This window comes from Flavobacterium anhuiense, from assembly GCF_001705175.1.
GTDB classification, from domain to species: Bacteria; Bacteroidota; Bacteroidia; order Flavobacteriales; family Flavobacteriaceae; genus Flavobacterium; species Flavobacterium anhuiense.
The window spans coordinates 727,236-751,784 of sequence record NZ_CP016907.1; the positions used below are offsets into that span (position 1 = coordinate 727,236).

18 protein-coding genes, 2 tRNA genes and 1 rRNA gene are annotated in these 24,549 nt (G+C 36.1%); 16 read left to right on the top strand and 5 right to left on the bottom strand.

Annotated features, from left to right (window positions below; all coding sequences use genetic code 11):
- Nucleotides 1–7: 7 nt before the first annotated feature.
- From BB050_RS02990 to BB050_RS03000, 3 genes are all read right to left on the bottom strand, one after another.
- Nucleotides 8–81, bottom strand: a tRNA-Ala gene (locus BB050_RS02990).
- 91 nt (nt 82–172) lie between these two features.
- A tRNA-Ile gene (locus BB050_RS02995) sits at nt 173–246 on the bottom strand.
- Between the two features lie 131 nt (nt 247–377).
- Nucleotides 378–1,891: ribosomal RNA gene (locus BB050_RS03000) — 16S ribosomal RNA — on the bottom strand.
- 117 nt (nt 1,892–2,008) lie between these two features.
- On the opposite strand from BB050_RS03000, the gene BB050_RS03005 reads away from it, so the two are divergent.
- Nucleotides 2,009–2,359: a hypothetical protein gene (locus BB050_RS03005; protein ID WP_066032562.1), complete on the top strand. Its 351-nt coding sequence runs from the start codon at nt 2,009–2,011 to the stop codon at nt 2,357–2,359.
- A gap of 505 nt (nt 2,360–2,864) precedes the next feature.
- On the opposite strand, the gene BB050_RS03015 is transcribed toward BB050_RS03005, so the two are convergent.
- Nucleotides 2,865–3,869, bottom strand: a complete 1,005-nt coding sequence (locus BB050_RS03015; protein ID WP_008466861.1) for an LLM class flavin-dependent oxidoreductase — start codon at nt 3,867–3,869, stop codon at nt 2,865–2,867.
- A 173-nt stretch (nt 3,870–4,042) separates the two neighbouring features.
- Here BB050_RS03015 and BB050_RS03020 point away from each other — a divergent pair, with 173 nt between their 5' ends.
- The 14 genes from BB050_RS03020 to BB050_RS03080 all read left to right on the top strand — a co-directional run bounded on the left by BB050_RS03020 (nt 4,043) and on the right by BB050_RS03080 (nt 22,405).
- Nucleotides 4,043–4,558 (top strand): DUF2975 domain-containing protein, encoded by a 516-nt coding sequence (locus BB050_RS03020; RefSeq protein ID WP_066032564.1) that lies wholly within the window; start codon nt 4,043–4,045, stop codon nt 4,556–4,558.
- A 2-nt stretch (nt 4,559–4,560) separates the two neighbouring features.
- Nucleotides 4,561–4,767 carry a helix-turn-helix domain-containing protein gene (locus BB050_RS03025; RefSeq protein ID WP_008466864.1) on the top strand — a complete coding sequence of 69 codons (207 nt, stop codon included), beginning with the start codon at nt 4,561–4,563 and terminating at the stop codon, nt 4,765–4,767.
- A gap of 114 nt (nt 4,768–4,881) precedes the next feature.
- On the top strand, nt 4,882–5,766 hold the full coding sequence (locus BB050_RS03030; RefSeq protein WP_066032565.1) for an ABC transporter ATP-binding protein: 885 nt from the start codon (nt 4,882–4,884) through the stop codon (nt 5,764–5,766).
- A gap of 4 nt (nt 5,767–5,770) precedes the next feature.
- A complete protein-coding gene (locus BB050_RS03035) occupies nt 5,771–9,310 on the top strand; it encodes a M1 family aminopeptidase (protein WP_236940412.1) in 3,540 nt (1,179 codons plus the stop codon).
- Between the two features lie 276 nt (nt 9,311–9,586).
- Nucleotides 9,587–10,942, top strand: coding sequence for a sigma-54-dependent transcriptional regulator (locus BB050_RS03040; RefSeq protein WP_066032567.1), 1,356 nt, complete (start codon nt 9,587–9,589; stop codon nt 10,940–10,942).
- Between the two features lie 395 nt (nt 10,943–11,337).
- Nucleotides 11,338–11,619, top strand: a complete 282-nt coding sequence (locus BB050_RS03045) for a DUF7674 family protein (protein ID WP_008466868.1) — start codon at nt 11,338–11,340, stop codon at nt 11,617–11,619.
- A gap of 150 nt (nt 11,620–11,769) precedes the next feature.
- A complete protein-coding gene (kdpF, locus tag BB050_RS21560) occupies nt 11,770–11,847 on the top strand; it encodes a K(+)-transporting ATPase subunit F (RefSeq protein ID WP_073418200.1) in 78 nt (25 codons plus the stop codon).
- A gap of 134 nt (nt 11,848–11,981) precedes the next feature.
- Nucleotides 11,982–13,703, top strand: a complete 1,722-nt coding sequence (gene kdpA / locus BB050_RS03050) for a potassium-transporting ATPase subunit KdpA (protein ID WP_066032568.1) — start codon at nt 11,982–11,984, stop codon at nt 13,701–13,703.
- Between the two features lie 194 nt (nt 13,704–13,897).
- Complete coding sequence (gene kdpB, locus BB050_RS03055) at nt 13,898–15,955, top strand: potassium-transporting ATPase subunit KdpB (protein ID WP_066032569.1); 2,058 nt, start codon at nt 13,898–13,900, stop codon at nt 15,953–15,955.
- Between the two features lie 88 nt (nt 15,956–16,043).
- On the top strand, nt 16,044–16,595 hold the full coding sequence (locus BB050_RS03060) for a K(+)-transporting ATPase subunit C (protein ID WP_066032570.1): 552 nt from the start codon (nt 16,044–16,046) through the stop codon (nt 16,593–16,595).
- Nucleotides 16,596–17,082: 487 nt separating this feature from the next.
- Nucleotides 17,083–18,159, top strand: coding sequence for a porin (locus tag BB050_RS03065; RefSeq protein ID WP_066032571.1), 1,077 nt, complete (start codon nt 17,083–17,085; stop codon nt 18,157–18,159).
- A 157-nt stretch (nt 18,160–18,316) separates the two neighbouring features.
- Nucleotides 18,317–19,444, top strand: coding sequence for a sensor protein KdpD (locus BB050_RS03070; protein WP_066032572.1), 1,128 nt, complete (start codon nt 18,317–18,319; stop codon nt 19,442–19,444).
- A gap of 135 nt (nt 19,445–19,579) precedes the next feature.
- Nucleotides 19,580–21,295 carry a sensor histidine kinase gene (locus BB050_RS03075; RefSeq protein WP_008466877.1) on the top strand — a complete coding sequence of 572 codons (1,716 nt, stop codon included), beginning with the start codon at nt 19,580–19,582 and terminating at the stop codon, nt 21,293–21,295.
- A gap of 348 nt (nt 21,296–21,643) precedes the next feature.
- Nucleotides 21,644–22,405 (top strand): phosphatase PAP2 family protein, encoded by a 762-nt coding sequence (locus BB050_RS03080; RefSeq protein WP_066032573.1) that lies wholly within the window; start codon nt 21,644–21,646, stop codon nt 22,403–22,405.
- Nucleotides 22,406–22,503: 98 nt separating this feature from the next.
- Here the strand turns inward: BB050_RS03080 and BB050_RS03085 are convergent, their stop codons facing one another.
- The gene (locus BB050_RS03085; RefSeq protein WP_008466879.1) at nt 22,504–23,277 is read right to left on the bottom strand and encodes an XRE family transcriptional regulator; all 774 of its coding nucleotides are present in this window, start codon (nt 23,275–23,277) and stop codon (nt 22,504–22,506) included.
- Nucleotides 23,278–23,366: 89 nt separating this feature from the next.
- Between BB050_RS03085 and dinB the strand changes: the two genes are divergently transcribed.
- Nucleotides 23,367–24,548 carry a DNA polymerase IV gene (dinB, locus tag BB050_RS03090; RefSeq protein WP_066032574.1) on the top strand — a complete coding sequence of 394 codons (1,182 nt, stop codon included), beginning with the start codon at nt 23,367–23,369 and terminating at the stop codon, nt 24,546–24,548.
- The last annotated feature ends 1 nt before the right edge of the window (nt 24,549 follow it).

Consider the following 24,549-nt stretch of genomic DNA (forward strand, 5'->3'; position numbering starts at 1 on the left):
AGTTTCGTGGAGAATAACGGAGTCGAACCGTTGACCTCCTGCGTGCAAGGCAGGCGCTCTAGCCAGCTGAGCTAATCCCCCAAATCTAATGATGAATTGTGAATTATGAATTATGAATTAATATTCATAACGCTTCAACTCTAGAATTTCCTTCTCTTCAAGCTTTAAAAAGTAGTCCCGGGCAGACTCGAACTGCCGACCCCTACATTATCAGTGTAGTACTCTAACCAGCTGAGCTACGAGACTCTGTTTTTTTTTTACTTAAAAGTTTATTTCTTTAAATTAACAGCAAGAGTAATGCAATTTCAAGACCCAAAACCTATAGCCAGGCATCTCATTTCCCCAGCGTGCCTTCCGGCTAACACATGGGGCTCTAGAAAGGAGGTGTTCCAGCCGCACCTTCCGGTACGGCTACCTTGTTACGACTTAGCCCTAGTTACCAGTTTTACCCTAGGCAGCTCCTTGCGGTCACCGACTTCAGGCACCCCCAGCTTCCATGGCTTGACGGGCGGTGTGTACAAGGCCCGGGAACGTATTCACCGGATCATGGCTGATATCCGATTACTAGCGATTCCAGCTTCACGGAGTCGAGTTGCAGACTCCGATCCGAACTGTGACCGGCTTTATAGATTCGCTCCCCCTCGCGGGGTGGCTGCTCTCTGTACCGGCCATTGTAGCACGTGTGTAGCCCAAGGCGTAAGGGCCGTGATGATTTGACGTCATCCCCACCTTCCTCACAGTTTGCACTGGCAGTCTTGCTAGAGTTCCCGACATGACTCGCTGGCAACTAACAACAGGGGTTGCGCTCGTTATAGGACTTAACCTGACACCTCACGGCACGAGCTGACGACAACCATGCAGCACCTTGTAGACCGTCTTGCGAAAGGTCTGTTTCCAAACCGGTCAGTCTGCATTTAAGCCTTGGTAAGGTTCCTCGCGTATCATCGAATTAAACCACATGCTCCACCGCTTGTGCGGGCCCCCGTCAATTCCTTTGAGTTTCAAACTTGCGTTCGTACTCCCCAGGTGGGATACTTATCACTTTCGCTTAGCCACTGAACTTGCGCCCAACAGCTAGTATCCATCGTTTACGGCGTGGACTACCAGGGTATCTAATCCTGTTCGCTACCCACGCTTTCGTCCATCAGCGTCAATCCATTGGTAGCAACCTGCCTTCGCAATTGGTATTCCATGTAATCTCTAAGCATTTCACCGCTACACTACATATTCTAGTTGCTTCCCAATAATTCAAGTCCAGCAGTATCAATGGCCGTTCCACCGTTGAGCGATGGGCTTTCACCACTGACTTACAAGACCGCCTACAGACCCTTTAAACCCAATGATTCCGGATAACGCTTGGATCCTCCGTATTACCGCGGCTGCTGGCACGGAGTTAGCCGATCCTTATTCTTACGGTACCGTCAAGCTCCTACACGTAGGAGGGTTTCTTCCCGTACAAAAGCAGTTTACAATCCATAGGACCGTCATCCTGCACGCGGCATGGCTGGTTCAGGCTTGCGCCCATTGACCAATATTCCTCACTGCTGCCTCCCGTAGGAGTCTGGTCCGTGTCTCAGTACCAGTGTGGGGGATCTCCCTCTCAGGACCCCTACCCATCGTAGCCTTGGTAAGCCGTTACCTTACCAACTAGCTAATGGGACGCATGCTCATCTTCCACCGTTGTGACTTTAATCATATCCCGATGCCGGGTCATGATGCTATGAGGTATTAATCCAAATTTCTCTGGGCTATCCCTCTGTGGAAGGCAGATTGCATACGCGTTACGCACCCGTGCGCCGGTCTCAAGGCCCGAAAGCCTCTACCCCTCGACTTGCATGTGTTAAGCCTGCCGCTAGCGTTCATCCTGAGCCAGGATCAAACTCTTCATCGTATATTTTAATATTATATAGTCGATGCTCTATCTATCGGTTCTCTTCGAATCTCTCGATTCCATTACTCTTATTCTATATTGTTTTGAAATCTCTTTCAAAACGGCTGTCAATTCAATATGTCTACGAACGTAATTTTGTTTCCTCCGCTTGTTTCTCAAAGCGGGTGCAAAACTAAAACTTCTTTTTGTTTCTCGCAAGAAAAACTTGAAAAATTTTTGAAGCTTTCTTATCGCTCCAGTTTCTCAACTTTTTCTTCCAATCTTTCAATGAGCTTCCGTGTTTTGCGGGGTGCAAATGTAAAAAGCTTTTTCTTTTCCCGCAAGCTTTTTCCAATCTTTTTTTTCGAAAATCTCTTTCCTCAAAATATGATCAAGCTGCCGGAATGTCTAAGAGCGTTTTTCGCCGTTGCGGGTGCAAAAGTAGAACCTTTTTCCGCTTCTGCAAGCTTTTTTAAAGAGTTTTTTTGAAGTTTTTCCGCCCTTTTTCCTAACCTTCTCATAACGCGGGGCTTACATTTTGGATATTTTTCACCGAGCGTAAGGTTTTTCTTCGTACACCCAGGAATCGGGCCGTTTTGCCGCAAAGCCGCTAAGGCTCGAAGGCTGTTTTCCCCACTTTTTAGACGCTGAGTTTTCTGCCCCTTCTTCTGGAAACTGGCGCCCTAGCCCCGATAGGAGCGGAAATCCTTCTGCTTTTTTCTTTAAAAAGCAGAAGATTGCAGCGGATAGCGGGAAACAGCTCCTAAAAAAACAAAATCCCAATCTTTCAAATTCCAAATCGCAAAACCGGATGCGCTTCACTCCGCTCAGCATGACAAAATCTTACTTCTGCATATTGTATAGTATGATTTTCTTCATAATATATATATGTACAAAAAAAAAAAAAAAAAACCGACAGGTTTTAAAACCTGTCGGGTTATAACTGAGACTTACTCTTATATATAAGTATAATTTAAAAACTACATTATATGTATTATTCATTCAAGGCGTCTATTACTTCTTTGGTAATTTGAATGCTTTTTAGTTTTGCTTGATGATCGAAGATTGGACTTGTCACCATTAGCTCGTCGATTCGGGCATAGTCGATAAACTTTCTCAAATCGGTTACTAGCTGTTCTTTGTTTCCTGTGAAGGTTCCTGCTGTCATTTGATTTACATGGAAACGTTCTGCTTCATTCATGATATCGTCTAGAGATGAAACTGGTGGCTGTAATCCTTTGCGATCATTTCTAATTAGGTTCAAGAACATTTGATACAAACTTGTCGATAGCAATTCTGCTTCTTCATTTGTATCTGCCGCAATGATATTTACACAAGCCATTGTTTTTGGTTTATCTAAATACTCTGATGGCTGGAAATTTTCCCTGTAAAACTCGAATGCTTGGATCATTAGCTTTGGCGCAAAGTGCCCAGCAAAAGCATAAGGCAATCCATAAGCAGCTGCCAAAGCCGCGCTATCCATACTTGATCCTAAAATCCAGATTGGGACATTTAACCCTTCGGCTGGGAATGCACGGACTTTTCCTGATGCATTTTCAGATGAAAAGTATTCTTGAAGCTTGCTTACATTTTGCGGAAATCGCTGTGCTTGCTCAAAAAAGTCTTTTCGAATCGCTTCGGCAGTTGGCTGATCTGTTCCTGGCGCTCTTCCTAAACCTAAATCAATTCGGTTTGGATAAAGGGTTTCTAAAGTTCCAAATTGTTCTGCCACTACTAGAGGAGAATGATTTGGAAGCATGATTCCGCCAGAGCCTACACGGATATTTTCGGTTTGACTTGCTACATAACCAATTAAAACCACAGTTGCAGTACTGGCAACGTGTGCCATATTATGGTGTTCTGCGAGCCAGATTCTCTTGTATCCTAATCTATCGGCTAATTGCGCTATATCTTTTGTTTTTTGGAATGTTTCTGTTGCGTTACTATCTTGAGTGATAATTGCAAGCTCTAATATTGAGACTGAAATTGGTTTTTTCATATAAATTAAGGCTAAAATGCAAAATTAACTCATTTATGCGAATGCCTTTGTTTTCTAATGTTAATAGAATTATAATATTCTCAAATGATTCAAAATATCTAATTTTTAATAATTAATTATTGTTTTACAATAATTAATTATACATTTGCAATATCAATTTAATTTTTCATTGTATGAAGACCACTCATATTGTTTCTAAAATATTGTTTTATTTTACCCGATTCTTGTCTGTAGTTTATTTTTTCTTGGCTACTTACTCGGTTTTTACTTTAGTGACAGGGTTATTTCTAACATTTAAAGATAACGGAAAGTATTTTCAGGTTTGTTATCCCTTTACTACGCATCCTGTAATGTTGGGCGATTACAACCTGCCATATATTCTTTTTGATTTTTTAGCTCCACTGAGTCTTTATGGACTTTTCTTTTTACTGAGCAGTAATGTCTTTAAAGTTTTCTTTCAGCCAAAATTATTTACTCAAAATGGAGTTTTGCACTTAAAACGCTTTTATTTATCCAATTTATTCATTCCGAGTATCGTTATATTTTTTGCGTTCTTCTTTGTTCCTTTAGACAACGAAGTGGTACTCTTTATCATATTGCACGGAATGCTTGGCGCTTTTGCTTATTTTTTAGCTGCCATTTTTAAACAAGGCTTAAACCTTCAAAACGAACAAGACTTATTTATATAGCTATGCCAATAATTGTAAATGTTGATGTAATGCTTGCCAAACGCAAGATGCAGAGTAAAGAATTGGCAGAGAAATTAGATATAACGCCTGCTAATTTATCGATTCTAAAAACTGGAAAGGCAAAAGGTATTCGATTTGATACTCTCGAAGCTATTTGCAAAATCCTAGACTGCCAGCCTGGTGATATTTTAGAATATGTAAGCGAGTAGTTTTTTTAATCAAATTTTCTGAATCTAAAAATCGGCTTTTTGAGGCCGACAGGACTTTTATTGTCCAAAATTTTCAAATCATCATTTATATCATCATCAAAAATCAATCAAAAAATGAACAGTTTATCAATCAAAAATCTCAGTAAAACGTATGAGAACGGCACAAAGGCGATTGACCAATTATCGCTTGAAATTACAAACGGAATGTTTGGCTTACTTGGACCAAATGGCGCAGGAAAATCAACTTTAATGCGAACCATTGCTGCTTTGCAAGAACCTACTTCTGGAATTATCGAGTTTAACGGAATAAACGTTATTGAAAATCCAATGTTTATTAGAGAGAATCTCGGATATCTTCCGCAGGAATTTGGCGTTTATCCTAAGATTTCTGCTTATCGCCTTCTCGATCATTTGGCAATTTTGAAAGGAATTGTCCATAAGAAAGAACGACATGACCAGATTTTGTATTTGCTGCAACAAACTAATTTATTACAACACAAAGACAAAGCCGTAAATTCTTTTTCTGGTGGAATGCGTCAGCGTTTTGGAATTGCACAGGCCTTATTGGGTAGTCCGAAAATTATTATTGTGGATGAACCAACTGCTGGGCTTGATCCTGAAGAACGAAACCGTTTCAATAATCTCTTGAGTGAAATAGGTGAAAGCATTATTGTAGTTCTATCTACACATATTGTAGAAGATGTTCGCGATTTATGTACCAAAATGGCAATTATTTCTAATGGGAAATTGATTTTGGAAGGAAATCCAAATGAAGTGATCGATTCTTTGAAAGGAAAAATCTGGATAAAAGCGATTCATAAAAATGAACTTAAAGAACATCAAGAACATTTTAATATTATTTCTTCTCATCTAAATTCGGGAAAAATCAACATTCATGTTTTCTCCGAACAACAGCCTGATTCTGGTTTCGAACTGACTTCTCCAGATTTGAGCGATGTTTACTTTAATATATTATCTCAAAATCAATTTAAAAAATAACGTTATGCTTTCTAAATTAATTCAATTTGAATGGCATAACAATACCAGAAACTGGACATTTTATGCCATATTTATTATTTATTTGGTTTTAGGATTTTTTGTGAGTGCTTTTGCGAACTTTTCGTTTTCGGGAGCTTACAAAAACAGTCCATTTACATTAACTTATGCGATTGGTCTGATTTCGCTGATGACGATTTTCTCCACTACACTTCTTGTTGCACAGCATTTTTTAAAAGAATACGAAACCAAATTTGATGCAATAATCTTCTCTACTCCTATTTCTAAATTTTATTATTTAGGAAGTAAATTTATCACGGATTTCATTCTGTCGGTTTCTTCTTTTGGAATGTCCATCATCGGAATGATTATCGGACATCAAATGTCTTGGATTCCTAAAAGTGAAATTGGTCCTTTTGAAATTTTAAATTACATCTGGCCGTATCTGATTATTGTTATTCCTAATATTCTTTTATGCCTTTCGATTCTTGCAACCTTAGCTTGGCTCACCCGAAGCAAACTTTTTGTTTACGTTGGCGGATTATTCATCTACCTATTATATATAGCGGGCTCGATTTTTTCTAATTCGCCATTATTTGCAAACGCATCTCCGTCTTCTGCGAAAGCGATGTCATTGGCAGCAAAAATAGATCCGTTTGGTTTGGCTGCTTTTTTGGAACAAACGAGATATTGGACATCAATAGAAAAAAACACTCAACTGATTTCACTTTCGGGCAACTTTTTATTCAATCGAATCTTATGGATTTGCATTTCTTTCCTTCTGATTTTTGCTTCTTATAAAATGTTTTCTTTTCGAAAAACAAAAACTAAAAAGGTAAAAACCATTAAAACCAACGCGAGAGAAACAAAAACATATTCTGCTGTAATTCCGAAACAGCTTGAATTTAAAACCTCAAAACATAATTGGGCTGTTTTTAAAAGCAATTTGAAAATGGATATTTATTTGATTTTAAAAGGAATTCCATTTTTACTGATTGTAATTTTACTTTCGGGATTATTAATGATTGAGATTTCAGATGAAATTGACGGTGGAATCAGATTGGCGGAAAAAATTACCGATACGGCTTTGATGATTTCAACCATAATGGATCGCCTGCCATTCATCTTGATTCTGATTATTCTTTTTTACAGCAGTGAATTATTGAATAGAAGTGAAAATTCGAGATTTGAAATGCTTGAAAATACAGCACCATATTCTCAGCTAATCGTTTTACTTTCGAAATTGACAGTGCTTTTTATGATTCCGTTAATCTTGATTGGAATTAGTGTTTTGATTGGAATTGGTTTTCAGATTATACATGCCAATGCGCCAATTGAAGCTGGTCTTTACTTTTCAATGTTTTATTATATTGGCTTTCCTTTGTTTTTGATTTCAATTTTGGTGATTGCCATTCAAACTTTCGTTAAAAACAAATATTTAGGATTAGCTGTTTCCGCTTTTATTGTGATTTTGTTTTGCACCGGAATTGGACAACAATTGGGAATCACACACACATTATTTCGATTTGGAGATTCTTTCAAAAGGGAATATTTTGATTTGAATGGTTTCGGAAGTTATACTTATCCATTTCATATTTCGATGCTCTACAATTCTGGATTGACTTTGATTCTGCTTACATTGACCGGAATTTTATGGAAACGAAATTCTTCCATTATGAAAACCATTCGAAGAAATTCGTTTAATTCCATTCAGAAAATAACTTTTGTTTTGGGAATTATTCTTTTCATTGGTTTTGGAAGCTATCTTTTTTATAAAACGAATATCGAATATCCATATTTGACAAAAGATGATTTTAACAATTGGAGCGAACAATATGAACTCCAATTTAAAAAATATACAAATTTTGCACAGCCAACGATTATTGCTGTAAAGAGTAAAGTCGATATGTTTCCGGAAGAAAATCGTTATGAAGTAAGCGGCACTTATGAATTGATCAATAATTCGGAAAAACCAATTGATAGTTTACTCCTATATATAGATCGAAATTCGAAACTGATTTCTGTTGAAATTGAGAATGCTAAAAATCTGGTTGATATTTCTGAATTTCAGCATTATTGGTATCAATTGGAAAAGCCTTTGCAACCTCATCAGAAAATGAAAATGAATTTTGCTTTTACCTCAACTTGGTCGCCATTTAAAGGGCATACTGCATTTAATTCTATAATTGAAAATGGTTCGTTTATGCGAATAAGCCGTTACTTTCCAACTTTTGGCTATCAGGATTCTAATGAAATCAGCAGTAAAAAGGAGCGGGAAAAAAGGCATTTAAAACCACAGACTCCACTTAAAAAATTGGAAGATAAATCGAAAACATCAAATGATTTCATTGATTATGATGTTGTGGTTTCTACTTCTAAAAATCAAACCGCAATTGGAATTGGCGATTTAGTTGGAAATTGGAAAAAAGACAACCGAAATTATTTTCATTATAAATCTAATGGAAAGATTCCGTTCCGATCTGCTTTTTCTTCTGCCGAATATCAAATTCAAAAAACAAACTATAAAGGCATCTCTATTGAAGTTTATTATGATAAAAGACATTCTCGAAATGTTGCTAAACTGATTCAAGATGTAAAAAATACGTTAGATTATTGCCAAAACAATTTTGGAAAATATCCATACAAAACCATTCGTTATGCCGAAGTTTCTGCTTTCGCGGATGGATTTGCTGCAACTTCTTATCCATCTACAGTTTTTATGAAAGAGAATTTTGGTTTTTACAGCAACTTGAATAATCGAGATAAAGAAGATGTCATCAATCAATTAACGGCGCATGAATTGTCGCACGAATGGTGGGGAAATGCGCAAATCAGTCCCGAACAAAAAGAAGGAAGTTGGATTTTGACCGAAACTCTCGCCCAATACACCGAATTGATGTTGTATGAAAAAGAACATGGTTTAGAGAAAGCTTTAGAAACTTTAAAAATTCATCTGGATTTGTATTTAAGCAGTCGAAGTTATGAGCCCGAAACTCCTTTATATAAAACAAATTATGAAACTCCACATTTGCCTTATGATAAAGGAATGCTGGTTATGCATCAGCTAAGAGTTTTAATTGGCGAAGAAAAAGTAAATCTGGCTTTACAGAATTTCCTGAACCATTCGAAATATCCAAATCCGATTCCTGATTCTGAAAGTTTATTAAAGGAAATTTATGCTGTTGCAGATATTAAATTGCATCCTAAATTAGATGAAATGTTTAAAAAGATTATTACCTATTCTTCTAAAATTTCTGAAGTTGAAAGTGTCAAAAAGAATGGCTTTTATGAAGTTTCTTTTAAAGCTGATTCTAAAAAATATATTGAAAACGCAACAGGAATTCGAAAGCAAATTGACAATGATAAAACAATAGATATTGGAATTTATGATGAAAGCGGAAAGTTATTTCGCTACACATTTCCAATCCAAAACAATAGAATTGAAGGAAAAATTAAATTCAAAAACAAACCTCAACGAATTGTGATTGATCCTCTATTAATGAATATTGACACTTTTATAAAGGACAACGAGAAAGAGATTGATTAGTTTTTTTGTTACTTATATTTATTTAAACACATAGAGTCATAGATTATTTGTTGTTAAAAGGCGTTTCACTTGTATTAATGCACATAGCGATCTATGTTTTAGAAACTAGTTTCTTTCATCCTTCTTTTTAGACAAAGGAAAACTATGTTTCTATGTGTTTAAATAAAATATTAAAACCAAAACGTAGAAATAATTTCTTCCCAATCAAAAAAGCGAACAGATTTTAAACCTAAATTTGTACATCAAATACCAATTCGGTTTTAGCTTATCTGCAAAATGACACATAAAATTTTAATTATAGACGACGAAGAAAAACTAAGAAGTCTGCTGGCGCGAATTATAAAATCGGAAGGATTTGAAGTTTTTGAAGCTAAAGATTTAAAATCGGGGTTTAAAAAACTGGAACAAACCGAAATTGATGTCGTTTTGTGCGATGTAAAACTTCCTGACGGAAACGGCGTTGATTTTCTTCAAAACATAAAAAATAGTTTCTCTCTAACAGAAGTAATTCTGCTGACGGCTTTCGGGAATATTCCAGATGGTGTTCAGGCGATGAAAAATGGCGCATTCGATTATATTGTAAAAGGCGACGATAACGATAAAATTATTCCGCTTCTGTATAAAGCCGTTGAAAAAGTGCATTTGCAGAAAAAAGTCCAACAGCTTGAAAAACGAATCAACGATAAATATTCTTTTAATACCATAATTGGTAAATCAAAAGGAATCGAACAAGTTATTGATCTTGCCCAAAAAGTAGCCAAAACCGATTCGACTGTTTTATTGACTGGTGAGACTGGAACAGGAAAAGAAGTTTTTGCGCAAGCTATTCATGAAAACAGCAATCGTGCAGGAAAATCTTTTGTGGCGCTGAACTGTAGCACTTTCACAAAAGAAATTTTAGAAAGCGAGCTTTTCGGTCATAAACAAGGCTCTTTTACGGGAGCTGTAAAAGATAAAAAAGGTTTTATTGAAGAAGCAAACGGTGGAACTTTATTCTTAGATGAAATTGGTGAAATGCCAATTGATCTTCAGGCAAAATTATTGCGTGTTTTAGAAACTTCCGAATATATTCCCGTTGGAGACACGACTCCAAAAAAATCAAATTTTAGGTTAATTGCCGCTACAAACCGTGATTTAAAGATAGAAAGCGACGAACATCGTTTTCGCTCTGATTTGTATTTCCGTTTGAATATCTTCGAAATCAAATTGCCTTCGTTACGAGAAAGAATTAAAGATATTCCATTATTAGCCAATTATTACGTGAAGCAATTTTCAGAAAAAACGAATAAAAAAGCATTACAGATTGGGGATGACTTTTTACAGAAATTAGAGAATTATTCCTGGCCAGGAAATATCCGTGAACTGAAAAACGTCATCGAGAGATCGGTTATCTTAAGCAGTGGTAATACTTTGACTGCAGATGTTCTGCCTTATGAAATGCAACATCAAACGGAAAATAATTCGAAACCCTTGTCGGCTTTCTCCATGCAAAGTGTTGAGAAACTCCATATTCAAAAGGTTTTAAATTATACAAAAGGAAATAAAGCGGAAACGGCAAGATTACTAGAAATTGGGATTGCAACTTTGTATAGAAAGATTGAAGAGTACGGGATAGAAAATTCCAAAAATTAAAAATTAAAAATTCCAAATCCCAATGGCAATGGCAATTCCAATAGCAATTTCAAATTTCAATTTTTAAAGCTTCGGAGAAGCATCATATTTATAGATTTTTTATTGCCAATAAGAAAAAGCTCCTGCGGAGCGACACCCGCACAATCTAAAAAAATATTTCACCCCGATGGGGTTCTGATAAATGTGAATTTATAATTTTCTATAAATATTTCGCTTCTCCGAAGCTTAGAATACTATATCAAAACGAGAAAAGCTTATTAAAATGATAGGCTTTTTTTATGCCGGATTTTTGGCACAAAACTACATTTCTTTTGTTTACAACACTTTAGACATCATTTAACTTTTTCGGAACATCTTTTGGCATAAAGAGGAAGAACATTAAAAATTCATTCCAAATGAAAAATCAAGTTACCTCAATCTACAAACAAGCAGAACGCTTTGCTGAGATTACTAAAAAAAATATTATCTGCGGTAATATCGTTCGTGCTAAAAAGTGCCTAGCGCTTGCTGAACGGTTATTTATAAATGGAAGCATCGAAACTAAAAATGCCATTTCTAACGTATACGTTTTTTCAGTTTCATCTTTTATGGAAATGCGCCACTGCAATATCTCACACCTTTTCCCTCAAACGCTTAAAGCAGAATATATCAAACAGGTTAATGCTTCGGGAGTCTAAAAAGTTTAATCGGTTTACTGTTTAATCGAAAAATCTAAAGTCTACAATCTTAAATCTAAAATAATCATGGTCACAATCCTCCTCGCTTTGGCAGTTTTATTGTTTGCGATTTGTTTTCTGTCAGTTGAATTCTTTGAAAAAATCTAAATCATGACTGCACTATTTATTGTTTCAATCGCCGTTTTCGTGTATTTGATTTATGTATTAATCAAACCCGAAAAATTTTAAAAATGAAAAAGTCGAATTATAAAAATAAAAAGACATCCCTACTGTATGCATGTGCTGTCTGGACATTAGCCTTTATCGTACTTATCCTGTTTTTATAAAAATCTAAAAATTAAATAATTTCTAACAAATAAAATATGAACACAGAAATACTAGGTGTCATAGGTATTTTTATCCTTACCATTATTTTAGCTATTCCGGTAGGGAAATATATTGCTAAAGTCTTCTTGGGAAACAAAACACTTCTTGACCCAATTTTCAATCCAATTGAAAAACTTATTTTTAAAATCAGCGGTATTAATCCAGCCGTAGAAATGAATTGGAAACAGCATTTAAAAGCACTTTTAAGTATCAACATGGTTTGGTTCTTTCTTTGCTTTTTTGTTTTACTTTTTCAGGGTTCATTACCACTAAATCCCGATAACAATCCGTCGATGACACCCGATTTGGCTTTTAATACGGCTATTTCATTTTTAGTTAATTGCGATTTGCAGCATTATTCAGGTGAAAGCGGGGTTTCGTATTTATCGCAACTAATTTTAATGTTTTTACAATTTGTTTCGGCTGGTGTCGGAATTGCAGCTGCGGTAATGGTTTTTACTGCTATGAAAGAAAGAACTACAGACAAATTGGGTAATTTCTATAATTATTTCGTAAAAAGCTGTACTCGTATTTTATTGCCACTTTCTGCAATTGTTGCTATCGTTTTGGTTTTCAGTGGAAGCCCTATGACTTTTGAAGGAAAAGATGCCATAACCACTTTGCAAGGTGATCATGTTGAAGTTTCTCGTGGACCAGCTGCTGCTTTTATTGCTATTAAACATATTGGTACAAATGGTGGCGGATTCTTCGGAGCAAACTCGGCTCATCCTTTAGAAAATCCAACTTATTTTACGAACGCTGTTGAACTTTTGGCACAGATGATTGTTCCGTTTGCGATGATTTTTGCACTTGGATTTTTCCTAAATAAAAAGAAATTCTCTTACATCATTTTTGGAGTTATGACCGTTGGATTTTTACTTCTTGTAATTCCGACAATCTCAAGCGAAATCAACGGAAATCCTGCTATTGCAAAAATGGGAATTGCACAGACAACTGGAGCAATGGAAGGAAAAGAAGTTCGATTCGGGGCAGCCATTTCAGGATTCTGGAGTATTGCCACAACTGTAATTTCTACAGGATCTGTAAACAGTATGCACGATAGCGCAATGCCAGTTTCTGGAGCTATGCAGTTGTTAGCTATGATGGTCAATGCCTTTTATGGCGGATGTGGTGTTGGTTACCTCAACTTTTACATCTTTATTATTCTGGCCGTATTTATTTCTGGTTTAATGGTCGGTCGAACTCCTGAATTTCTAGGAAAGAAAATCGAAGCTCGGGAAGTAAAAATCGCTGCTTTTATTGCAATTCTTCATCCGTTATTGATTTTAGCGGGAACTGCTTTGGCTTCTTACTTTGCTGCAAATGATACAGCAATGGGATATTGGTTCAGCGGAAATGCCACAGGTTGGTTAAACAATCCAGGCAACCACGGATTCTCAGAAATGCTATATGAATATACTTCGAGCGCTGCCAACAACGGTTCTGGTTTTGAAGGTTTGGGAGATAATAATCCGTTTTGGAATATCACAACTGGAATTGTTTTATTGTTGAGCCGTTTCATTCCGATTATTGGGCCTCTTGCAATTGCAGGTTTATTAGCGAATAAAAAATATATTCCTGAAAGTGCGGGAACTTTAAAAACTGACACCTCAATTTTTGGAATAATGATTTTCGCTGTAATCGCAATTATCGCTGCTTTATCTTTCTTCCCAGCTTTGGCTTTAGGTCCATTGGCAGAATTCTTTACTTTAAAATAATAACTCATTTTTCAATGCTGAAAATATTTTAAACACATAGAAACATAGTTTTTTCTTTACTAAAAAAGAAAACCAAAAGAAACTAGTTTCTAACACATAGCTATGTGTATTGATGCAAGTGAAACGTCTTTATCTCAAAGTAAAATCTATGTTTCTATGTGTTTAGAAAAAAGTCAACCAAATAATATAAAAAAATGACAACTAATAAATCCACATCATTGTTTGAAAGCAAACAGGTAAAAGAAGCTTTATTGCAGTCTTTTGTGAAGCTCAATCCAAAAATGATGGTAAAAAATCCGGTAATGTTTACCGTAGAAATCGGAACTGCCATTATGTTTGCCGTTAGCGTTTCGATCTTAATGGGCGCAAACGATCAGGGAAGTTTTGTTTACAATTTCATTGTTTTTCTAATCTTATTTGCAACGCTTTTGTTTGCTAATTTCGCTGAAGCGATTGCCGAAGCCCGAGGAAAAGCACAAGCTGACAGTTTAAGAAAAACTCGAGAAGAAACTCCTGCCAGACAAATTCTGCCAAACGGAGAAATCAAAAATGTAAGTTCTTCGACATTAAAAAAAGATGATATTTTCATTTGTGAAGCAGGCGATTTAATTGCCGCTGACGGAGAAATCATCGAAGGGCTAGCTACAATCGACGAAAGTGCCATTACGGGAGAAAGTGCTCCAGTAATTCGTGAAGCCGGCGGAGATAAATCTTCAGTAACTGGAGGGACAAAAGTATTGTCTGATAAAATTAAAGTAAAAGTAACTTCTGAACCTGGCGAAAGCTTTTTGGACAAAATGATTGCTTTAGTTGAAGGTGCGAGCCGTCAGAAAACACCAAACGAAATTGCTTTGACAATTCTATTAGCCGCATTTACTTTAATCTTCGTAATTGTCTGCGTTACCTTAAAACCATTTGCCGATTATGCTAACGCTCCTATAACTATTGCAGCTTTTATTGCACTGTTCGTTTGTTTGATTCCAACAACAATTGGAGGATTGCTTTCTGCGATTGGTATTGCGGGAATGGACAGAGCTTTACGTGCCAACGTCATTACAAAATCTGGTAAAGCGGTTGAAACGGCTGGAGATATTGACGTATTGCTTTTGGATAAAACAGGAACCATCACAATTGGAAACAGAAAAGCAACCAATTTTTATCCAACAAAAGGAATTTCTTTTGATGATTTTGTGAAATCGGCTGTTTTGAGTTCGCTTGCAGATGATACTCCGGAAGGCAAAAGTATTCTCGAGTTAAGTGAAATGATTGATGTGAAAAGTGAAACGAAAGCCAGCTTTTTACAAACGACTTCTGACATCGCACACACTATCAAGTTTACTGCTGAAACCAGAACTTCTGGAGTCGTATTAAAAGACGGAACTAATATTAGAAAAGGTGCACAAGATGCTGCAAGGAATATTGCACAACAAGCTGGAAATTCTTTTCCAGAAGATACAGCCCAACAAGTAATTTCAATTTCGTCTAATGGAGGAACTCCTTTAGTAGTAATCAAAAACAACGAAATCCAAGGTGTAATCGAATTACAGGATATTATCAAAACCGGAATGAAAGAACGTTTTGAACGCTTACGCCGAATGGGAATCAAAACGGTTATGGTTACAGGAGATAATCCGCTTACGGCTAAGTTTATTGCCGAAAAAGCTGGTGTTGATGATTTTATTGCTGAAGCAAAACCAGAAGACAAAATGAACTATATCCGAAAAGAACAAGCTGAAGGAAGATTGGTTGCCATGATGGGAGACGGAACAAACGACGCTCCTGCCCTTGCGCAAGCAAATGTTGGAGTTGCCATGAACAGCGGAACGCAAGCGGCTAAAGAAGCTGGGAACATGGTCGATCTTGACAATGATCCAACCAAACTAATCGAGATTGTTGAAATTGGAAAACAGCTTTTAATGACTCGTGGAACTTTAACTACTTTCTCTATTGCAAATGACGTTGCGAAATATTTTGCTATTGTTCCTGCCCTTTTTATTACTGCTATTCCTGCGCTTCAAGGTTTAAATATTATGCATTTGCATAGTCCAGAAAGTGCGATTTTATCAGCTGTGATTTTCAATGCGATTATCATTCCGATTTTGATTCCGCTTGCGCTGAAAGGTGTTGAATATCGTCCGATTGGGGCAAGTGCCATTTTAAAACGTAATCTTTTGATTTATGGGCTTGGAGGATTGATTGTTCCTTTTATTGGAATCAAACTGATTGACATAATTGTTGCCTTATTTATGTAAACAAAAATTACTAAGACGCTAAGATTCTAAGTTTTCTTTCTTAGCATCTTAGAAACTTAGCAACTCAGAATCTTAAAAAACAAAAAAAATGAAATCTATATTCTCAATACTAAAACTTAGTGCGGTTACCTTAATTCTATTCGCAGTTATTTACCCTTTAGCCATTTACGGGATAGGTCAGCTAGCTCCAAATCAAGGAAAAGGAGAAACTATCACTGTTAACGGCAAAGTTGTCGGTTATCAAAAAATCGGACAAAAGTTCGATAAATCAAATTATTTCTGGGGAAGACCTTCGGCTGTCGATTACAATGCTGCAGGAAGTGCAGGAAGTAACAAAGGTCCAAACAATGCCGAGTATTTGGCTTTGGTTCAAAAAAGAATTGATACGCTATTATTGGTTCATCCGTATTTGAAAAAATCTGATATTCCTGCTGATATGGTTACAGCTTCTGGAAGTGGTTTAGATCCCAATATTTCTCCTCAAGGCGCTTTGATTCAGGTGAAACGAATTGCTAAAGAACGAAAACTAGATGAAACTAAAGTAAAAGCTTTAGTAAAATCTAAAATTAATTCGGCTGTTGTTGGTCCTGAAACTGTGAATGTTTTGGAATTGAATGTGGCTTTGGATCAGCTTCGCTAAGCTCTAAGTTGCTAAGGTTCTAAGATACTGAGCTACTAAGTTTTTTTTCCTAACAGGTTTTAGAAACCTGTTAGGAATTATAAACAGAGTAACTACACAGTTTGTCATCCTGAGGAACGAAGGATCACACTCGAAACTCAGTCTGCATAATCGCCAATCTTTGTCGAGCTACTTGCGGAATCCCTTGTTACTCGGATGACAAAAATGACGTGAATTGGAATCAAAAAACTGAAACTTTAAATAATACCTAACAGGTTTTGGAAACCTGTTAGGATATGAAAAATATTGTAATACAATAACGCCTTTTTACCCCAAATGCCCTAGCCCCGATAGTAGTGGAAATCCTTTTGTGCCGGGGTTCGGCACAAAAGATTACTTCGTCAGTTCGCTGTCGCTCGTGTGAAACGGATAGCGGGATTAGCTCCTAAAAAATCTACTAATAATTTAAATTAAGAGGACGAGATCGCTTCGTTCCTCGCAATGACATATGAAAAAAATAATACTTACTGCTTTAATCGCTTTTGGTTTTAGCAATTTACATGCACAAGAAGAATCTAAAAGTCCGTTTACGTTTTCTGGATATGTAGACGTTTATTATGGTTATGATTTCGGGAAGCCTGAGAATCATACCAAGCCAAGCTTTTTTTATAATTATAACCGAAGCAATGAAGTCAACCTGAATTTGGGTTTGGCAAAAGTGAATTATTCGAAAGGAAATGTCCGAGCAAATTTAGCATTGATGGCGGGAACTTATGCACAATATAATATGTCTGCTGAACAGGATTTACTGCAAAATGTTTATGAAGCGAATGTAGGCGTGAAGATTTCGAAAAAACATGATTTATGGATTGATGCGGGAATTATGCCCTCGCATATTGGTTTTGAAAGCGCGATTGGGAAAGATTGCGCCAATTTGACCCGAAGCATTCTGGCTGAGAATTCGCCTTATTATGAAGCTGGAGTAAAAATTGGTTATACTTCTGATTCTGGAAAATGGTATTTGGCTGCGATGTATTTGAACGGTTGGCAGCGAATTCAGAAAATAGATGGCAATCAAACACCGGCTTTTGGAACTCAGGTTACTTACAAACCATCTGATCGGGTTATTTTGAACTGGAGTACTTATGTTGGAAACGAACAGCCAGATGTAGATAAAAAATGGCGTTATTTTAATAATTTATACGGACAATTTAAAGTGGCTGAAAAAGTAAACTTAACGACTGGTTTTGATATTGGTTCTCAGCAATCGGCTAAAGGAAGTGAGAAATATGATGTTTGGTTCTCTCCTGTTGTAATTCTGCAATACAAACCGACAGATAAAATTCAGCTGGCAGCAAGAGGAGAATACTATAGTGATGAAAAAGGTGTTATCATCGCGACAGAAACACCAAACGGATTTAAAACTTACGGATTTTCAGCTAACTTTGATTACTTGGTTACTGATAATATTATGTTTAGAATTGAAGCCAGAAATCTGTCAAGCAAAGATGAAATTTTCACCAAAAACAATCTGCCAACAGATACAAATACCTTTGTGACAACTTCTTTGGCAATTAGTTTCTAGGAAAATATTCTTGCTACAGATTACGCAGATTAAAAGGATTTTTCTTTGTGCTAATTAATTCGCCACGAATTCACGAATTTTTATTTGAATTAATTCGTGAATTCGTGGCTAAAAAAAAATAAAAACTTTGTGACTTAGCGCCTTCGTGGCAAAAAACATGAAAGAAGAAAACGAAAACAACGCACAGCATTTTCTGGACTTGATTCAGAAATCTCGAAAGGGAAAGTTTAAAATCTACATTGGGATGAGTGCCGGTGTGGGCAAAACTTTTCGTATGCTTCAGGAAGCGCATTCGTTATTGAAAAACGGAATCGATGTCAAAATCGGCTACATCGAAACGCATATGCGGAAGGAAACGCATGAATTATTGGCTGGTCTTCCGATTATTCCGAGGCGGACTATTTTTTATAAAGGAAAAGAACTCGAAGAACTCGACGTTCAGGCAATCATCAACCTTAGACCAGAAGTGGTTATTGTTGATGAATTGGCGCATACTAACGTTGAAGGAAGCAAAAATGAAAAACGCTGGCAGGATGTTCTAGAGATTTTAGACGCTGGAATTAATGTAATTTCAGCCGTGAATATTCAGCATATTGAAAGTTTAAATGAAGATGTAAAACGAATTACCAATATTGATGTTCAGGAGCGAATTCCTGATAATGTTTTACGTCTGGCAGATGAAGTTGTAAATATCGATTTGACTTCAGAGGATTTAATTGCTCGATTAAAAGAAGGAAAAATTTATACGTCAGATAAAATTCCGACAGCTTTAGCTAACTTTTTTAAATCGGAACAAATTCTGCAATTGCGTGAATTGGCTTTAAAAGAAGTGGCAAGTCAGGTGGTTCGAAAAGTAGAAAGCGAAGTTCCGAATCTGCATGCTTTACGGCATGAAAAATTGTTGGCTTGCATTAGCAGCAATGAAAAAACTGCTAAAATTATTATTAGAAAAGCGGCTCGATTAGCCAGTTATTACAATGGATCGTGGTATGTTTTGTATGTCGAAACGCCTAAAGAAAGCAGTAACCGAATTGCACTCGACAAACAAAGACATTTAATTAATAACTTTAAACTCGCTGTACAATTAGGCGCGGAAGCTATTAAATTGGAAAATTCAAATATTACAAATGCTATTTTGACAACGGTAGAAGAAAAACAAATTACAACTGTGTGCATCGGAAAACCGCATTTTAATTTGTTTAAAGTAATTTTGTCTACAACAATATTCAGGCGTCTGCTAAACAAATTGTCTTTATCAAATGTTGATCTTGTTATATTATCGTAATTTTTCTAACCATTAAGATATTAAGGAAATTAAGCTTTGAACTTAATGAAACTTACAAAGAGAAAATTAAGCATCGCCTTTATTTTCTTAATATCTTAATGGTTCAAATAAAAAACTTGTTTTTAAATAAACATCATGAGAATTAAAACCAAATTGAATCTGGGTGTTGGATTGTTATTTTTAATGATCATCATTCTCTCGTTAGTGAGTGCTTATTCTGTTTTTCTGATTAAGCAGGACACCGAAAACATCCTGAAATCGAATTATAATACGCTGGAATATTCGAGAAATATGATTTTGGCTTTGGACGAAATGAAATCGGGTTCTAAAGAAACGATTCAGAGTTTTGAGGAAAATCTCGAAAAACAGACTCAAAATATTACGGAACCAGGCGAAAAACAGGCCACTGAAAAGCTGAAAGCCAGTTTTGCTCTTTTAGACAAAAACAACTCCGACGAAACTGTAAAAACACAGATTCGCCAAGATATTTTTGCGATTATGAAACTCAATTTGGACGCCATAAAGCAGAAGAGCGACATTGCCAAACATTCAGCTGAAACAGCCAATTTGTCTATTGCTATTGTGGGAAGTTTATGCTTTCTGATTGCTTTTAACTTATTGGTGAATCTGCCTAATAATATTGCCAATCCGATTAGAGAATTAACGCTAAGTATTAAGGAAATTGCGAATAAAAATTATTCGGAACGTGTTCATTTTACAAGTCATAGCGAATTTGGAGATCTTGCCAAATCATTCAATACGATGGCGCAAAAGCTTGAAGAATATCATGACAGCAATGTCTATAAGCTTCTTTTTGAGAAGAAACGACTGGAAACATTAATTAATAATATGAACGATCCTATTATTGGCTTAGATAACGAAGGGATTGTTTTGTTTGTGAATGATGAAGCACTGAAAATTATCGGTCTAAAATCGGAAGATATTATCGGAAAACATGCTTCTGAATTAGCGGTTTCTAATGATTTGATTCGTTCTTTGATTCTGAAAGAAAGTGAAACTCCGAAAAAACAGCCTCTCAAAATTTTTGCTCACGGAAAAGAAAGTTATTTCGAAAAAGAAATTCATAATATCACGATAACGCCAACGGGCGAAGAAAAAGAAATTAATATTGGCGATGTCATTATTCTGCGAAATATTACGCTTTTTAAAGAATTGGATTTTGCCAAAACAAATTTCATTGCTACTGTTTCACACGAATTAAAAACACCAATTGCTTCTATAAAATTAAGTCTTCAATTGCTTGAAAATGGAAAAACAGGCGATATGAACGACGATCAGAAACAATTGGTCGAAAGTATTAAAGATGACAGTCAGCGCTTATTGAAAATTACAGGCGAATTGCTCAATTTATCACAATTGGAAACTGGAAACATTCAGCTGAATATTGGGAAAAGCAATCCGTACGAAATTGTAAAATATGCCGTTGAAGCCGTAAAAGTCCAAGCTGATCAAAAACAGATTCAATTGGTTGTTGACGCCGATGAAAACCTTAAAAATGTAAAAGCCGATGCAGAAAAAACAGGCTGGGTTTTAATTAACTATTTATCAAATGCCATTAGATATTCGTCTGAAAAAAGTACGATTCTTATCAAACTAAAAGAAGAAAACAATCAGATGGTTTTTCAAGTTATTGATACTGGAAAAGGAATTGACACAAGATATAAAGATCGAGTTTTCGATAAATATTTTCAGGTTCCGGGAAGTCAGAAATCTGGAACGGGATTGGGATTAGCAATCAGCAAAGAGTTTATTGAAGCGCAAAATGGAAGCGTTGGTGTTGAAAGTAATCTTGGATTGGGAAGTACATTTTGGTTTACATTGATGGTTTAGAATAATTGTGAATTGTGAATTATTAAAAGAAAAAATATTAAAAGAGCTTCGGAGAAGCCAGATATTTATAGCTAATTTGATTCACGTAGATAATAAGCTCCAGCGGAGCGGCATATTTCACCCCGCTGGGGCTTAAAAAACGCACCTTATGAATTTTCTATAAATATAAGCGTCCCGCTGGGACTTTTTTACTTAAAATGATCAATCTGAATAAAATAAAATTTAGCCAATCTTAATTCAACTACCCTATTTAAAACCAACAAATTAAAGTTCGCTTAAGGTTCAATTAAGTTCAAAATATCAGAGACAACCATTCGTTACTATTGCAAAATATAACGACAAAAAACAATGTTCCGCAAAACGATTTCCCTCGTATTCCTGTTCGGATTATTTTATGTGAATGCACAACAAAATGATTCGATCACAAAAATTGACAGTACTTCTAATCATTTAAAATTCACTTACAAACAATTAATTATTCCGTCAGTTTTAATTGGTTATGGCGTAATTGGTTTGGAAAGTGATCAGCTTTTGAGTTTCAACTCCCAAATCAGGAATGAAGTTAAAGAAGATATTGACGAGAAAATCACAATCGATGATTTTTCTCAATACGCACCTGCTGCATCGGTTTATGCCTTAAATGCTTTTGGTGTAAAAGGTAAAAATAATATGCGTGACCGTTCTGTGATATTTGTGACCTCTTATGTAATTATGGCCACAACGGTTTTAAGCCTAAAATCTATTGTTCACGAAGAAAGGCCTGACGGAAGTTCGAATAATTCATTCCCTTCTGGACATACTGCAACGGCGTTTATGGGTGCCGAATTTTTATGGCAAGAATACAAAGATAAATCCATTTGGTACGGAATCGCGGGTTATGCCGTTGCAACCGGAACTGGACTTTTCAGAATCTACAATAATCGTCATTGGCTGACAGATGTTGCGGCTGGAGCTGGAATCGGAATTTTGAGCACCAAAATTTCGTATTGGATCAATCCGTATATTACTAAGAAATTGTTTAAATCTTCTTCTGAAAACAAATCGACTTCTATGATAATGCCTTTTTATAATGGAAAGCAATACGGATTAGGATTTGCTAAGGTTTTTTAGTTTTTTTCGCCAAAGGCGCTAAGACACAAAGTTTTTAAGCCACGAATTCACGAATTATTTCAAATAAAAATTCGTGAATTCGTGGCGGAAAAAAAAAATTATGTATTCGAAGTATTATTCTTGATTTCCCTAACTTCTCTTTTCAATTCTAAAAGCAAATCCTTCATTGCTCCAGTTTCTGTAGTTTCTTGTTTTTTATCCGAACGGCCAATGTTACATTCGTATTCCCAAATCTCCAAAATTTCAGAAGCTTTCACTTCATAATTTGGATAAAAACTATTATCAGATTCTAAAACCAAACTATTCTTTTTGTTTTTATTGAGACGTTTATATACTATTCCTTCATTTTTAGTAATAAGAATATAGGTTTTACCGTCCATCACCTCTCCCAGCTTTTCTACATAACGGCCAATAATAATAGAACCATCTTCATGTGGAGGCATCGAATCGCCTTCAACTGGAAATCCGCGGTGTTTTCCAGGACCTAAAAAAGGAAGCGTAATCTGCTGTAAACTTTCAATATATTCTGGATCAGCATATCCGTTGAGGTAACCAGCTTTTGCTTTTTGAGATACAATTTCGATATAATTTTCTCCAAAACTATCCACTTGAATCGGCAAAATAAGTCGGTTACCTTCTAATTTTATCAAATTTTGCACATCTATTTTGCGAATATCTACCGATAATATCAAGTCAATACTCATATGAAAATACAATGCAATTTTCTTTAAAATGTCATACGGTGCTTCCGAAGTTCCATCTTCGTATTTCACGTATCTTCCTCTTGTAATACTCAGGTTTTCAGCTAATTTTTCTTGTGATATTTTATGCTTAACCCTTAATGCTCTGATGTTGTCTGAAAATAAGGACATAATTAATTTGTTATAATTTGGAACAGCAAATATACTAAAAATGTTCTAATCTGTACTAATTTTGTTTCATACAAAAACAAAAGGAAAAAATGGCACGGGCAATTGTACATATGGATTTGGATACCTTTTTTGTATCCTGTGAAAGACGAACAAACTCTGAACTCAACGGAATTCCACTTATTATAGGCGGTGGAGAACGTGGTGTTGTAGCCTCTTGTTCGTATGAAGCGCGTCTTCATGGAGTTCGTTCTGCCATGCCTATTCGTATGGCTTTAAAACTTTGTCCAACTGCAAAAGTGATGAAGGGCGACATGGAATTGTATTCACAATTATCTCATGATGTAACTGAAATTCTTCAGGAAAAAGCACCTGTTTTAGAAAAGGCCAGCATCGATGAATTTTATATGGATATTACCGGAATGGATAAATTTCACGGAAGTTATAAATGGACAAATGAACTGGCACAAAAGGTAATTAAGGAAACTGGGCTTCCTATTAGTTTTTCGTTATCTATTAATAAAACCGTTTCGAAAATTGCTACTGGAGAAGGTAAACCGACAGGAAATCTTGAAATTCCAGAACAACAAGTACAAGACTTTTTAAATCCGCTTTCGATTCAGAAAATTCCAATGGTTGGAGCAGTGACTTTTCAGCTTTTGTCGCGAATTGGCGTTCGTAAAATCCAGACTTTGGCCGAAATGCCTGCTGAGGTTTTACAACAAATGATTGGTAAAAATGGTTTGGAACTTTGGAAAAAAGCCAACGGAATTGATCATACCCCTGTAGAACCTTACAGCGAAAGAAAATCTATTTCGACAGAACACACTTTTTCTCAAGACACAATTGACATGGACAAACTCAAAAGAGTGCTTCTTGGGATGGTCGAAAAACTAGCTTTTCAGCTTCGATCAGAACAATGGCTAACTTCAACCGTTACGGTCAAAATACGTTATGCCAATTTTGATACCGAAACCAAACAATGCCGAGTTGCTTATACCTCTGCCGATCATGTTTTGACCAAAAACGTAATAGAACTTTTTGAAAAAGTGTATCAGCGTCGTATGCGTCTGCGTTTGATTGGCGTTCGCTTTAGCGGATTGGTACGCGGAACGTATCAAATTGACCTTTTTGAAGATACTCAAGAAATGCTTGCGCTTTATGCCGCTATGGATAAAATGAAAAACCGTTACGGTTATGACGCCGTAATGCGCTGTGCTGGAGCCCATTTTAAACCGAATACTAAAGACGAAATTTTAAAACGTATTAAATAAT

What these genes read in the sequence shown, in the direction of transcription:
- BB050_RS03005 (WP_066032562.1), top strand. Translation starts at nt 2,009, where the DNA reads ATGTCTACGAACGTAATTTTGTTTCCTCCGCTTGTTTCTCAAAGCGGG.
- kdpF (WP_073418200.1), top strand. Translation starts at nt 11,770, where the DNA reads ATGACTGCACTATTTATTGTTTCAATCGCCGTTTTCGTGTATTTGATT.
- BB050_RS03085 (WP_008466879.1), bottom strand. Translation starts at nt 23,277, where the DNA reads ATGTCCTTATTTTCAGACAACATCAGAGCATTAAGGGTTAAGCATAAA.
- BB050_RS03065 (WP_066032571.1), top strand. Translation starts at nt 17,083, where the DNA reads ATGAAAAAAATAATACTTACTGCTTTAATCGCTTTTGGTTTTAGCAAT.
- BB050_RS03075 (WP_008466877.1), top strand. Translation starts at nt 19,580, where the DNA reads ATGAGAATTAAAACCAAATTGAATCTGGGTGTTGGATTGTTATTTTTA.
- BB050_RS03070 (WP_066032572.1), top strand. Translation starts at nt 18,317, where the DNA reads ATGAAAGAAGAAAACGAAAACAACGCACAGCATTTTCTGGACTTGATT.
- BB050_RS03040 (WP_066032567.1), top strand. Translation starts at nt 9,587, where the DNA reads ATGACACATAAAATTTTAATTATAGACGACGAAGAAAAACTAAGAAGT.
- BB050_RS03035 (WP_236940412.1), top strand. Translation starts at nt 5,771, where the DNA reads ATGCTTTCTAAATTAATTCAATTTGAATGGCATAACAATACCAGAAAC.
- BB050_RS03025 (WP_008466864.1), top strand. Translation starts at nt 4,561, where the DNA reads ATGCCAATAATTGTAAATGTTGATGTAATGCTTGCCAAACGCAAGATG.
- BB050_RS03045 (WP_008466868.1), top strand. Translation starts at nt 11,338, where the DNA reads ATGAAAAATCAAGTTACCTCAATCTACAAACAAGCAGAACGCTTTGCT.
- BB050_RS03060 (WP_066032570.1), top strand. Translation starts at nt 16,044, where the DNA reads ATGAAATCTATATTCTCAATACTAAAACTTAGTGCGGTTACCTTAATT.
- BB050_RS03020 (WP_066032564.1), top strand. Translation starts at nt 4,043, where the DNA reads ATGAAGACCACTCATATTGTTTCTAAAATATTGTTTTATTTTACCCGA.
- kdpA (WP_066032568.1), top strand. Translation starts at nt 11,982, where the DNA reads ATGAACACAGAAATACTAGGTGTCATAGGTATTTTTATCCTTACCATT.
- BB050_RS03015 (WP_008466861.1), bottom strand. Translation starts at nt 3,869, where the DNA reads ATGAAAAAACCAATTTCAGTCTCAATATTAGAGCTTGCAATTATCACT.
- kdpB (WP_066032569.1), top strand. Translation starts at nt 13,898, where the DNA reads ATGACAACTAATAAATCCACATCATTGTTTGAAAGCAAACAGGTAAAA.
- dinB (WP_066032574.1), top strand. Translation starts at nt 23,367, where the DNA reads ATGGCACGGGCAATTGTACATATGGATTTGGATACCTTTTTTGTATCC.
- BB050_RS03080 (WP_066032573.1), top strand. Translation starts at nt 21,644, where the DNA reads ATGTTCCGCAAAACGATTTCCCTCGTATTCCTGTTCGGATTATTTTAT.
- BB050_RS03030 (WP_066032565.1), top strand. Translation starts at nt 4,882, where the DNA reads ATGAACAGTTTATCAATCAAAAATCTCAGTAAAACGTATGAGAACGGC.